Annotated in this window: 12 protein-coding genes and 3 tRNA genes; 13 read left to right on the top strand and 2 right to left on the bottom strand. The window is 67.5% G+C overall.

The window, feature by feature from the left end:
• Positions 1 to 4: 4 nt before the first annotated feature.
• Both ACYVB7_RS10070 and ACYVB7_RS10075 read right to left on the bottom strand, forming a co-directional pair.
• On the bottom strand, positions 5 to 619 hold the full coding sequence (locus ACYVB7_RS10070) for a chalcone isomerase family protein (RefSeq protein ID WP_460506985.1): 615 nt from the start codon (positions 617 to 619) through the stop codon (positions 5 to 7).
• Positions 620 to 680: 61 nt separating this feature from the next.
• Positions 681 to 4316 carry a DUF748 domain-containing protein gene (locus tag ACYVB7_RS10075; protein ID WP_460506987.1) on the bottom strand — a complete coding sequence of 1212 codons (3636 nt, stop codon included), beginning with the start codon at positions 4314 to 4316 and terminating at the stop codon, positions 681 to 683.
• Between the two features lie 350 nt (positions 4317 to 4666).
• Here ACYVB7_RS10075 and ACYVB7_RS10080 point away from each other — a divergent pair, with 350 nt between their 5' ends.
• The 13 genes from ACYVB7_RS10080 to ACYVB7_RS10140 form a co-directional block, all read left to right on the top strand.
• Positions 4667 to 6268: an anthranilate synthase component I family protein gene (locus ACYVB7_RS10080; protein WP_460506990.1), complete on the top strand. Its 1602-nt coding sequence runs from the start codon at positions 4667 to 4669 to the stop codon at positions 6266 to 6268.
• 5 nt (positions 6269 to 6273) lie between these two features.
• On the top strand, positions 6274 to 6609 hold the full coding sequence (locus ACYVB7_RS10085) for a chorismate mutase (RefSeq protein WP_460506992.1): 336 nt from the start codon (positions 6274 to 6276) through the stop codon (positions 6607 to 6609).
• Complete coding sequence (locus ACYVB7_RS10090; protein WP_460506994.1) at positions 6606 to 7184, top strand: aminodeoxychorismate/anthranilate synthase component II; 579 nt, start codon at positions 6606 to 6608, stop codon at positions 7182 to 7184. Before ACYVB7_RS10085 ends, ACYVB7_RS10090 begins: the two co-directional genes overlap by 4 nt.
• Positions 7185 to 7198: 14 nt before the next feature.
• Complete coding sequence (gene ltaE / locus ACYVB7_RS10095) at positions 7199 to 8320, top strand: low-specificity L-threonine aldolase (RefSeq protein WP_460506996.1); 1122 nt, start codon at positions 7199 to 7201, stop codon at positions 8318 to 8320.
• Positions 8317 to 8970: a LysE family translocator gene (locus tag ACYVB7_RS10100; RefSeq protein WP_460506998.1), complete on the top strand. Its 654-nt coding sequence runs from the start codon at positions 8317 to 8319 to the stop codon at positions 8968 to 8970. The genes ltaE and ACYVB7_RS10100 overlap by 4 nt, the downstream gene beginning before the upstream one ends.
• Positions 8971 to 9011: 41 nt before the next feature.
• Entirely contained in the window at positions 9012 to 10061 is a 1050-nt protein-coding gene (gene trpD / locus ACYVB7_RS10105) for an anthranilate phosphoribosyltransferase (protein WP_460507000.1), read from the top strand.
• 1 nt (position 10062) lies between these two features.
• A complete protein-coding gene (locus tag ACYVB7_RS10110) occupies positions 10063 to 10251 on the top strand; it encodes a hypothetical protein (RefSeq protein WP_460507002.1) in 189 nt (62 codons plus the stop codon).
• Positions 10244 to 11050, top strand: a complete 807-nt coding sequence (gene trpC, locus ACYVB7_RS10115; RefSeq protein WP_460507004.1) for an indole-3-glycerol phosphate synthase TrpC — start codon at positions 10244 to 10246, stop codon at positions 11048 to 11050. The genes ACYVB7_RS10110 and trpC overlap by 8 nt, the downstream gene beginning before the upstream one ends.
• Before the next feature lie 22 nt (positions 11051 to 11072).
• Complete coding sequence (locus ACYVB7_RS10120; RefSeq protein WP_460507006.1) at positions 11073 to 11837, top strand: uracil-DNA glycosylase; 765 nt, start codon at positions 11073 to 11075, stop codon at positions 11835 to 11837.
• 15 nt (positions 11838 to 11852) lie between these two features.
• Positions 11853 to 11938 (top strand) — tRNA-Tyr (locus ACYVB7_RS10125).
• Between the two features lie 58 nt (positions 11939 to 11996).
• A tRNA-Gly gene (locus tag ACYVB7_RS10130) sits at positions 11997 to 12070 on the top strand.
• A 45-nt stretch (positions 12071 to 12115) separates the two neighbouring features.
• Positions 12116 to 12190: transfer RNA gene (locus ACYVB7_RS10135), tRNA-Thr, on the top strand.
• 38 nt (positions 12191 to 12228) lie between these two features.
• Positions 12229 to 12361 (top strand): GTP-binding protein (locus ACYVB7_RS10140; protein ID WP_460507008.1); only part of this gene is annotated, 133 nt, incomplete at its 3' end.

The following is a 12361-nucleotide window of genomic DNA, read 5'->3' on the forward strand; positions in this document are numbered from 1 at the left end:
AGGATCAGTTTTTGACCGAACGCCGCTCTTTGCCCAGCAGGGCGTCTTTCAGCAGCGAATCGGCGGGGTTGTTGCCCAGCCAGATCCGCATCAGGGCCTGGAAGAACGCGGGCTCCTTGAAGGGCTCGCCCTGGGGCTGTCCCTTGACGGAGATGACGGTGCCCTGCTCGGGCAACCAGTCCACCGTGAAGGTGTCGCCGGTCATGAGTTTTTTGTACCGGGAAAAGATGTCGGACATGCGGATCAGCCCCGGCACCAGCTGCGACATGTCGTTGCGCGGGGTGTTGTCTTCCACACCCCGGGTGAACAACTTGCCCAGCTCGTTGGCGTCGATGTCGCGCAGCATGACGATGTGGATGCGCTTGGGGCCTGGGGCCTTCCACACCTCTTCAGGGGAGTTGGCCTTCTGGGTCAGGTACAGCCCGGCGGTGTAGACCTTGAACACCGCCTTGTACCGGACGCCCGCGCCGTTGAGCAGCAGGTTCTGGTCCTGCAGTTTGACGGTGCGCTCGTACCGGACGTCAGCCACGTCCACGGTCTGAGCCCATGCCCCTGACGTGGCCAGCCACACCAAGGCCGTGCCGACCATCGCCCGCCATGTCCAACCTCTGTGGGTCATCTTGTCTCCTGAATGGGTGAGTGTTGCCTGTGTGGCATTTTGTACCCAACAGGACGGCTTGTCAGGGCAGGGCGAGCTGCAGGTGTGCCTGGGCCGGGGTGGTCGCTCCCACCGGGGGGGAGCCAAGGAACAGCCGCTGAGGGGCCACGCCCAGGCGGGCCAGGTGGTCGCGCACGGCCACGCCCCGTTGCACGGCCAGGGCGTTCATCTGGGTGTCGGTGGCGGGGATCTGCGTCATCAGCAGGGTTTCCATGTCGGCCGGGGCGATGTCCTTCAGCAGCCCCAGCGCGTTGCGGGGCTTGGGCATGTCGGCCCGCTTGTACAGGGTGACCATGCCGCGCTGGTGGTCCTCGGGGCTGAGGGACGGGGCCGCATCGGTCGGGGTGTCGGCGGGCTGTCGCCGCATTTCGGCCAGGACCAGGGACGCCAGGCGGGCCTTCTGGTACGCCGTGCGTTCGGTCGCCAGGTCGGCGGCGCCGGTGATGGTCAGCGTGAGGCTGGGCTTGTCGGCCAGCAGTTGGGCCACGCGGGTCAGCTTGTCGGTGCTCTCGGCGTCGAGTTGCGCGGTGCCGGGTGCAAACCCCACGCTGGAGAGTTGGTCCGCATCGCCACCAAAGGCATGGGTCAGCAGGGCAAAGGGCGACGTGATGGCCTTGACCACCAGGTTGCCCAGGACCTTGAAGAACACCGGCACCAGGCTGAACTGCGGGTCGTTCAGCGAACCGGAGATGGGCAGGTTCAGGTCAATCACCCCCTGGCTGTCGGCCAGCAGGGCGGTGGCCAGCTTCACGGGCAGGCTGGCGGGGGCACCCGGCACCGCTTCGCCGAAGGTGAGCTGGTGGAGCACCAGCTGGTTGCGGGCGGTCAGTTGGCCGTCGGGCTGCACGGTGTAGGCCACGTCCACGCTCAGTTTGCCGCGCTGGATGCCATGGCCGGTGTATTTCACGCTGTAGGGACTGAGGGGTGACAGCTCCAGGTCGCGGACCTTGCCCTCGATGTCCAGGGCCAGCGGCTGAGCCAGCGGGTTGAGTTTGCCGGTGATGGCCAGCGAGGCGGTGCCTTCGGCCCGGCCTCGCAGCTCCACATCGGCCATTTGGGGCGCACTGCCCTTGGGGTTGTCGGAGGAAAAGCCGCCAATGCGCCCGGTCAGCTCGCTCAGGTCGGCCTGGTAGTTGGGCTGGATGAAGTGGTCGGCAAAGGCCACCCGGCCCTGCACCAGGCTGAAGGGGCCCACGCTCACCTGCCAGCCGGGACCGTTGGTGCTGGGCGTAGAGGGCTGGGCCGCCGTGGGCGCAGGGGCTGCGGCAGCGGGCGTGCGCACCAGGTCCTGCAGGTTGATGCGACCACTTTCCTGCACCACCACACGGGCAAAGAAGTCGTTCAGGGCGCCGCCCTGAATGGCCACGCGGGGGCGTTGCCCGGGCGCAGTCTGCAGGTCCAGGCCGCGCAGGTTCAGGCTTTTCCAGTGCAGCAGTTCGTCGGCTGGGCGGCCAGCATCGGCCAGGGTGTCGGCGCGCAGGTCTTCCAGCGTCACGTCGCCCTTCACGGTCACCCGGGGGCCATCGGGGGTGGGTTGGTAGTCGAACTGGCCCACGAAGCTGGTGTCGGCCCGGCCCAGGCTGAGGTTGAGGGCGTCGGCCACATAGGGCGCGGCGGCGTGTGCGGGCAGGCGGCGGGCCGTGACCTGGCCTTGCGCCTGGGCGGGGGGGCCATCGGCCGCCAGCCGCAGCTGGCCTTTCCAGGTCAGGCGGCCCGGCTCCGTGTGGCCGCTGGACACCTTGGCGTCCAGCGACACCGCTGCGGGTGTGTCGCCGTCAGAGGCCAAGGATTGGGCCTGCCATTGCAGGTCCTGCACCTGCACGTTCACCGGTTGGGGGGTGGCGGTGTCTTGCCAGGTCAGTTGCCCGCCGCTCAGGTTCAGGTCGGCAATGCGCCAGCGCCATGCGGTCTGCGGGGCGGGCACCACCTCGGCGTTGGCCTCGGCCTCGGTGGGGGTTGCCGTGGGCACCCGCCATTCGGTGGCGTTGAGCAGGCCGTCGCGGTTGCGGCCCATCTGGATGGCGGGGCGGGTGAGGCTCAGTTGGCCCACCTCCAGGGTGCGGCGGGTGGGGTTCAGGGTCAGGTCGGTCAGGTCCAGCCGTTGAAGGCTGGCCAGGGCCGTGCTGCCGTGGCCCAGGCGCAAGGCGTCGGCCGACAGGTGCTTGAGCCTCAGCGTCAGCGTGTCGGCTTCGCCAGGGGCTGTGGCAGGTGCCCACAGGGCTTGCGCCGACAGGTTCACCTGGCCGCTCAGGCGTGGCTTGAGCTGGGTGGCGATGTAGGGGGACAGGCCATCCAACGCCACGCCTTGCAGGTCCACATCCAGCTGGGCGCCGCGGGTGTCGATTTGCCCCGTCACTTTCAGCGGAGCGGCGGCCTTGCCGTGGGTCCAGCGGGCGTTCAAGGCCAGGGTGCTGGGGGCATCGGCCTTGGGCAAGGGGAACTGGACCTGTTGCAGTTGCAGGTTCAGGTCGTCCAGGCTCAGGCGCGTGGGGCGCTGCTGGGCATCCAGGGTGGCGTCGTCCACCCATTCGATGCGGCCATCGTCCAGTTGCAGCCGGGCCATGCGCAGGTCGGGCGCGATGGCTTCGGGGTTGGGGGTGGTGGCGGTGGATGGGGTGGGCCACAGGTTGACCTGCCCGGCACTCAGGCGGTGGGCGAACACACGGGGTTGGCTCAGCGTCACCGCCCCCAGGTGGAACACCTGCCGCAGCGGGCGCACGTCGTCCAGTTCCACCTGGGCCCGTGCCAGCGTCAGGGCCGTCTGGCGTTGGGCGTCGACCACCTGCACCTGCGTGGCCTCCAGTTGGCCGGAGAGTTGAACGTGCGGCTCGCTCTGCTGCGAGAAGTTCAGCTTGAGCTGACCCGACAGCACCGCCGCGGTGGGGCGCAACGGCTGGTTTGTGGGCCACAGGGCCAGGTAGGGGGCCAGGTCCAGGCCCTCGAAGGACAGCTGGGCTTCGGTGTTCAGCGGTGCGCTGAAGGGTTGGGTGCTGATGTCGGTGTCAAACCGGCTGCCGTCCAGCACAAAGGCCAGGTGGGGCTGGACCTTGACCTGGCGCGGGTCCTTGAGGGTGCTGACAAAGGGCACATGCACCCGCAGCTGCGTCACCTCGTGGGACTGCCCGCGGGGCCCATCGTGCAGGGTGAGTTGCCCGTCGTTCACCTGGATGTTGTAGAGCGCGAAGCGGGCGGGTTCGGGGCTGGCGGGCGTGTCGTTGAGCCGGTCGATGACGTCTTGCACGTCGGGGCGACCGTCGGCGTCGATGGACAGGCGCAGTTCCGGGTGTTCGATGCGCAGTTCGTCCACCACCGGGGCCAGGCGGAACAGGGATTCCAGCTCGGCATCCACCTCCACACGCTCCACCGCCAGCTGGGTGCCTTGGCCGTCGGCGGTGGCGATGCTCAGGCCCTCCAGCGTCAGGCCCAGGCTCCAGGGGTGAAAGCCCAGGGCCTGCACCTCGACCTTGCGGCCCAAGGCCTCGCTGGCCAAGCGTTCCACGGTGGGTTTGAGCCAACCGGGCAGCACCAGCCAGCCCAGCAGCCAGCTCACTCCCACGGCCATCAGGCCCCAGCGGAGGCGTTGTGACCACCGGGGGGACCGGGCCAGTGCAGAAGCCCACGCGGGCAGGAGGGAAAACAAACGTTGGGGGGCAATCATGGGCGGTGGCGCGTGACCCGGGCTTGGCGGGTGTGGCAGGCGTCTGGGGTGGGCCGGGATGTTACTGCGCCGCCCGACACGCTTTGTTACACTGGGCTGATGTTCATTCACCGCACCACCAACACAGGTTGCAGCGACCGGGGAGCCTGGCCCTGGCGTCGCTGCTGGTGACGCTTGCGCGTTGAACCGGGTGAGCACGGGCGCCTTCAGCGGTGCCTCTGCTTGCCCACCCTGGCACCCTGCCAGGTTTGCGGCCCGCGACAATGCGGGTTGCGTTTCCCGAGCCTGACCACGCCTGTCCGTTGCGACGGTGGCTGGGCATGTTGACACCGGATACCAAGGCTTTTTCCGTGATCACCGAAACCGAATTCCAGCGCTTGGCCGATGAAGGCCACAACCGCATTGCCCTGACCGCGACGGCGTTTGCCGACCTCGAAACCCCCCTGTCTGTCTACCTCAAGCTGGCCCACACCTCGGCGGCCAGCCCGGGCGCACAGCCCGGTGCCAACAGCTTTCTGTTGGAGTCGGTGGTGGGGGGCGAGCGCTTCGGGCGCTACAGCTTCATTGGCTTGCCCGCCCGCACCTTTTTGCGCGCCACCGGCTTTGCCGAGGCCGCCCAAACCCAGGTGGTGACCGATGGCCGCGTGGTGGAAACCGCCCACGGCAACCCGCTGGATTTCATTGCCGCGTACCAGCAGCGCTTCAAGGTGGCGCTGCAGCCCGGTCTGCCCCGCTTCTGTGGCGGTTTGGCGGGCTACTTCGGCTACGACACGGTGCGCCACATCGAGAAGAAGCTGGCGCACAGCTGCCAGCCCGACACCATTGGCACGCCCGACATCCTGCTGTTGCAGTGTGAGGAACTGGCGGTCATCGACAACCTCTCGGGCCAGTTGCACATGATCGTGTATGCCGATCCTGCCCAGCCCCGCGCCTACGCCCGCGGCCAGGCGCGCTTGGCCGAGCTGAAGGCCCGGTTGCGCTCCGCGGTGTTCCCGCCCTCGGCACCTCCCAGTACCCCGCAGCCCGAGCAGCGCGACTACGCCAAGGCCGATTTTCTGGCCGCGGTGGACAAGGCCAAGGGCCTGATCGCCAACGGCGACTTCATGCAGATCGTGATGGGTCAGCGCATCACCAAACCCTACACCCAGAACCCGCTCAGCCTGTACCGGGCGCTGCGCTCGCTCAACCCCAGCCCCTACATGTACTACTACCACTTCAGCGAACCCGACGGGGGGGACTTCCAGGTGGTGGGGGCGTCGCCCGAGATCCTGGTGCGGCAAGAGGCTGTGGAGGTGGAGGGCGCGAGCGCCCCCTTGGGGGGCAGCGCAGCACCGGACGGTGCAAGCGTGGGAGCCAAACGGTATGCCAAAAAAGCCACCATCCGCCCCTTGGCCGGCACCCGCCCCCGCGGGGCCACGCCCGAGGCCGATGTGGCGGCCGAACAAGACCTGCTGGCCGACCCCAAGGAGCGCGCCGAGCACGTCATGCTGATCGACCTGGCCCGCAACGACATCGGGCGCATCGCCCGCACCGGATCGGTCAAGGTGACCGAGGCGTTTGCGGTGGAGCGCTACAGCCACGTGATGCACATCGTCAGCAATGTCGAAGGTGTGCTCAACGAGGGCATGACCAACATGGACGTGCTCAAGGCCACCTTCCCGGCGGGCACCCTCAGCGGCGCACCCAAGGTGCATGCCATGGAGCTGATCGACCAGCTCGAACCCGTCAAGCGCGGGGTGTACGGTGGGGCCTGCGGCTACCTGAGCTTTGGCGGCGACATGGACGTGGCCATCGCCATCCGCACCGGCGTCATCAAGAACGGCATGTTGCATGTGCAGGCAGCAGCCGGGGTGGTGGCCGACAGCGTGCCCGAGATGGAGTGGCGCGAGACCGAGCACAAGGCCCGTGCGCTGCTGCGCGCGGCCGAGATGGTGGAAGCCGGTCTGGAGTGAAACGCATGAGCACCCCATCCCATTCGGTTCAACACTGCACCACCATGACCGAGGTGCGGGCCCACATCGATGCGCTGGATGCGCAAATCGTTCCCCTTCTGGCGCAGCGTTGTGGCTACGTGGCGCAGGCCGGGCGCATCAAACAGGCGGAGCACCAGATCGTGGACGTCGACCGCATTGAGTTCATCGTTGCGCGTGTGTGCGCCCAAGCCGACAGCCTGGGGGCTCCCGCAGCGGTGGTGGAGGCGGCGTACCGCGCCTTGATTCAGGCCTCGATCGACTTTGAACGCGGTGAGTTCGCGCGCCTTCACCGCCCCGTTTTGACTGGAGAGCAGGCATGAAACTGCTGATGATCGACAACTACGACTCCTTCACCTACAACATCGTCCAGTACCTGGGCGAGCTGGGGGCCGAGGTGCGGGTGGCCCGCAACGACGAAATCACGCTGGACGACATCGAGGCCCTGCTGGCCGCCGGTGAGGTGGACAAGCTGGTGGTCTCCCCCGGCCCCTGTTCCCCCGCCGAGGCCGGGATTTCGGTGTCGGCCATCCAGCGATTTGCCGGGCGTCTGCCCATTTTGGGCGTGTGCCTGGGGCACCAGAGCATCGGGGCGGCGTTGGGCGGGCGCATCGTGCGGGCGCAGACGCAGATGCATGGCAAGACCAGCGTCATCACCACCACGCAGCAGGGCGTGTTCCGTGACCTGCCCGCGCAGTTCACCGTCAACCGCTACCACTCGCTGGCCATCGAACGGGCCACCTGCCCGCCCGAGCTGGAGATCACCGCCTGGACCGACGACGGCGAGATCATGGGCGTGCGCCACCGCAGCCTGCCCCTGGAAGGCGTGCAGTTCCACCCGGAAAGCATCCTCACCGAGCACGGCCACGCCATGCTCAAGAACTTTCTAAACTCCTGAAAAAGGAGCTTGCTGTGCTTTCAAATCAAGCGGTAGAGCCCATTTTTTCTTCTGAAAATGGGCGCGTGGTGGACCTGCGCAGCGACACCGTCACCCAACCCACCGCCGCCATGAAGCAGGCCATGCTGGCCGCGCCGCTGGGCGACGACGTGTTTGGCGACGACCCCACCGTCAACGCCCTGCAAACGCGGCTGGCGGCGGCCCTGGGCTACGAGGCGGCACTGTTCATGCCCACCGGCACGCAAAGCAACCTGTGCGCCCTCATGGCGCATTGCCAGCGCGGGGACGAGTACATCGTGGGGCAGATGGCCCACACCTACCGCTGGGAAGGCGGCGGCGCGGCGGTGCTGGGCAGCATCCAGCCGCAGCCCCTGGCCCACCAGGCCGATGGCACGCTGGCGCTGGCCGACATCGAGGCCGCCATCAAACCCGACGACGCCCACTTTGCCCGCACCCGCCTGCTGGCGCTGGAAAACACCCTGGGCGGCAAGCGCTTGCCGCAGGCCTACCTGGACGCGGCCACCGCACTGGCGCATGGCAAGGGCCTGTCCACCCACCTCGATGGTGCCCGGCTGTTCAACGCCGCCACCGCCCAGGCCGCCCTGGCGGCCCAGACGGCGGGTGAACGCCCGTCGGCCGACGCCATCTGGGCCGAGGCGCGGCGCATCGTGCAGGGGTTTGACAGCGTGTCGGTCTGCTTCAGCAAAGGGCTGGGCACGCCGGTGGGTTCGGTGCTGTGCGGCGGGCGCGACTTCATCGCCCGGGCGCACCGGGTGCGCAAGATGGCCGGGGGCGGCCTGCGCCAGGCCGGCATGCTGGCCGCAGCCGCCTTGTACGCGCTGGACCACCACATCGCCCGCCTGTCCGACGACCATGCCCTGGCCCGCCAACTGGCCGACGGGCTGTGCGGCCTGCCCGGGCTGAAGGTGGAGGCACCCGACACCAACATCGTGTTTGTGGATCTGGAGGGCGAGGCCCGCGACCGTGGCGCGGCCTTGCTGGCGCACCTGCAGGCGCAGGGGGTGCGGGCCACCGGCCTGTACCGGCTGCGGTTTGTCACCCACCTGGACGTGGACGCCGCGGGCGTGGCCCATGCGGTGGCCGCGGTGCGGCAGTTTTTGGGAGCGTCCGCATGAGCGGCGTGGAGCATTTGGGTTGGTTCGTGCTGGCGGGCTGGCTGCTCAACCTCACGCCGGGGCCGGACGTGTTGTGCATCACCACCCAGGCGGCGCGGGGCGGGTTTCGCGCCGGGGCCTGGGCCACGCTGGGTGTGACGGCGGCCTGCTTTGTCCATGTGGCCGCCGCGGCGCTGGGCCTGGGGGCGTTGATGGCCACCTCGGCCACCGCCTTCACGCTGCTCAAGTGGGTGGGCGCGGCCTATCTGTTCTGGTCGGGCTGGCAACTGCTGCGTGCATCGCCCAAGGTTGCTCCTAAAAAAGTAGCTGCTCACGCTTTATTTAAAAGCGCTACAAGCCAAAAAGATGCTTTTTTTGCAGGCCTGTGGACCAACCTGCTCAACCCCAAGGTGGCCTTGTTCTTCCTGGCGTTTGTGCCCCAGTTCATTGCGCCGGAGGCCCCCCACAAGACCCTGAGCTTCCTGCTGCTGGGGGCCTTGTTCAACCTCAACTCCCTGCCGGTCAACCTGGGTTTTGCGGCGCTGGCGGCGCACGCGGCCCGCAAGCTGGCGGCGTTCCAGCAGCGCCTGCACTGGCTGGACCGCGTGGCCGGGGCCATGTTCATCGGCTTTGGCGTCAAGCTGGCGCTGACAGAATCGCCCCAGGGCTGACCCCTTCCGCTTCCCCTTGTACCGATTGTTTGGAGACCCCCATGCCCCATCGTTCGCCCATCACGCCGCAGCAGGCGCTGCAGCGCACCATCGAGCACCGTGAGATCTTCCACGACGAGATGCTGCACCTCATGCGACTCATCATGAGCGGCGAGATGTCGCCCGTGATGACCGCGGCGCTGATCACCGGCCTGCGCGTCAAGAAGGAGACCATTGGCGAAATCACCGCCGCCGCGCAGGTGATGCGCGAGTTCTCCACCAAGGTGCAGGTGGCCGACCCCACGCACCTGGTGGACATCGTGGGCACGGGCGGTGACGGCTCGCACACTTTCAACATCTCCACCTGTTCCATGTTCGTGGCCGCGGCGGCCGGGGCGCGGGTCAGCAAACACGGCGGGCGCAGCGTCAGCAGCAAAAGCGGCAGCGCCGACGTGCTGGAGAGCCTGGGCGTCAACATCAACATGCCACCCGACGCCATTGCCCGCTGCATCGAGCAGACGGGGCTGGGCTTCATGTTCGCGCCCAACCACCACCCGGCCATGAAAAACGTGGCCCCGGTGCGGCGCGAGCTGGGCATCAAGACGCTGTTCAACATCCTGGGTCCGCTGACCAACCCCGCTGGCGCGCCCAACATCCTGATGGGTGTGTTCCACGAAGACCTGGTGGGCATCCAGGTGCGCGCCCTGCAGCGCCTGGGGGCCGAACACGCGGTGGTGGTGTATGGCCGCGACGGCATGGACGAGGTCTCGCTGGGCGCGTCCACCCTGGTGGGCGAGTTGCGCAACGGCGTGGTCACTGAATACGAAATCCACCCCGAAGACTTTGGCCTGACCATGGCCAGCAACCGCGCCCTGCGGGTGGAAACCCCTGAGCAATCCAAGGCGCTGCTGCTGGCCGTGCTGGACAACCAGCCCGGCCCGGCCCGCGACATCGTGGCCCTGAACGCGGGCGCGGCCCTGTATGCCGCCAACGTGGCCCCCACCCTGGTGGATGGCTTGCGCTTGGCCCAGCAGGCGCTGGACTCCGGCGCGGCCAAGGCCAAGCTGGACGAGCTGGTGGCCTTTGGCCTGTCGCTCCAGCCCGGGGTCTGACATGCCCGCACACCTGTGGGCCGACCCTGGCACCTGGATCGCGCTGGGCATTTCGGCCCTGTTCCTGGTGGTGGCGTGGGTCATGCACCGGGTGATCCGCAAGGTGCTGCAAGCGCCACCACCGCCGGGGATGGACGCCCCGGCATCTTCCGACCGTTCTTCCACCTCCACCCCGACCCACCATGAGTGACATCCTGCAAAAAATCGTGGACACCAAGCGCGAGGAAATCGCCGCGGCCCTTCAGTCCCGCTCGTTGGCCGAGGTGCGTGAAGACGCCGAATCGCGCCCGCTGACCCGCGACTTCGTGGGTGCCCTGCGCGCCAAGATCGCCAAGGGCCGCCCGGCGGTCATCGCTGAGGTCAAGAAAGCCAGTCCGTCCAAAGGCGTGCTGCGCCCCAACTTCATCCCCGCCGACATCGCCCAGAGTTACGCCGAGCACGGCGCGGCCTGCCTGTCGGTGCTGACCGACCGCCAGTACTTCCAGGGTTGCCCCGATTACCTCAAGCAAGCCCGCGCCAGCTGCCACCTGCCGGTGCTGCGCAAGGACTTCATGGTGGACCCGTACCAGGTGTACGAAGCCCGGGCCATGGGGGCCGATGCCATCCTGCTCATCGCCGCCTGTCTGGACGACGCGCAGATGGCCGACATGGAAGCCCTGGCCCTGGGGCTGGGCATGGCGGTGCTGGTGGAGGTGCACGACCGCGCCGAGCTGGACCGCGCCCTGCGCCTGCGCACCCCGCTGGTGGGGGTGAACAACCGCAACCTGCGCACCTTCGAGGTGAGTCTGGACACCACGCTGGGCCTGGTCCGCGACGTGCCCGCGCTGGTGGGGGGCGAACGCATCCTGGTGGCCGAATCCGGCATCCTCCAGCCCGCCGACGTGCAGCGCCTGCGCGACGCCCAGGTGCCCGCCTTCCTGGTCGGCGAAGCCTTCATGCGGGCGGCGGAACCGGGCGAAGCCCTGGCGCATCTGTTCGGTGCGGTTTGAGCACGGATGCTGTGAGCCGCGAATGAGCACGGGCGACTTGTGGGGGGCGGACCGGCTGACGTCGGTCGAGGCGCTGTCCGCCGAGGGCCTGCACCCGTCCTGGGCGGGGCCGGTGGCGGACTTCCTGGCCAGCGCCGAAGGGCAACGCCTCAAGGCCTTTCTGGCCCAGCGATTGGCTGCCGGGGCGGTGGTGTACCCGCCCGATCCGTTCCGGGCCTTGCGCCTCACGGCCTTGCCCGACGTGCGGGTGGTCATCGTGGGGCAGGACCCCTACCACGGCCCGGGTCAGGCGGAAGGGCTGGCGTTTTCGGTGTCGCCGGGCATCAAGGTGCCGCCGTCGCTGCGCAACATCCACAAGGAGGTCTGGCGCGACTTGGCGGGGACCACCGCCGCGCTGCCTGCCGGGGTTTCAGGCACGCTGGTGCCTTGGGCACGACAGGGCGTGCTGCTGCTCAACACCTGCCTCACGGTGGAAGACGGCACCCCGGCCGCCCATGCCAAGCGGGGCTGGGAGGGCTTGACCTCCGCGTTGTTGCAGGCGTGCAGCCAGCAGGCCGCCGGGTGTGTGTTCATGCTGTGGGGCAGTCATGCACAGGCCCTGGCCCCGCTGATCGACGCCACACGCCACAAGGTGTTGTGCTCCAACCACCCATCCCCGCTGTCGGCGTCCAGAGGGCCTGCGCCCTTCATTGGCAACGGCCATTTCGGGTTGGCCAACCAGTGGTTGGCGGAACACAACGCAAATCAAATCGCATGGCTTGAGATTTTTCAAAAAACCATGGCATAATCACAGGCTCGTTGCGGAGAGGTGCCCGAGTGGCTAAAGGGGGCAGACTGTAAATCTGTTGGCTTACGCCTACGCTGGTTCGAATCCAGCCTTCTCCACCAACCAACACTGGCTAGCGTTTGGAAGCTGCACATTCAATGCCCGGTGGGCATTGAATTCGCGGGAGTAGTTCAATGGTAGAACCTTAGCCTTCCAAGCTAATGACACGGGTTCGATTCCCGTTTCCCGCTCCAGTCGGTTTGTATTTGAGTTTGTGAGCGGCCACTGTGGCTTGCTTGGCCCATGTGGCTCAGTGGTAGAGCACTCCCTTGGTAAGGGAGAGGTCGCGGGTCCGATTCCCGCCATGGGCACCAGCTTTTTTCTGTCTTGGCAATTTTCTCGGAGCTGAAGAATGGCAAAGGAAAAGTTTGAACGTACCAAGCCCCACGTGAACGTGGGCACCATCGGTCACGTGGACCATGGCAAGACCACCCTGACGGCGGCCATCACCACCGTTCTGTCTGCCAAGTTCGGCGGCCAGGCCA

This window comes from Hydrogenophaga soli, from assembly GCF_054777695.1.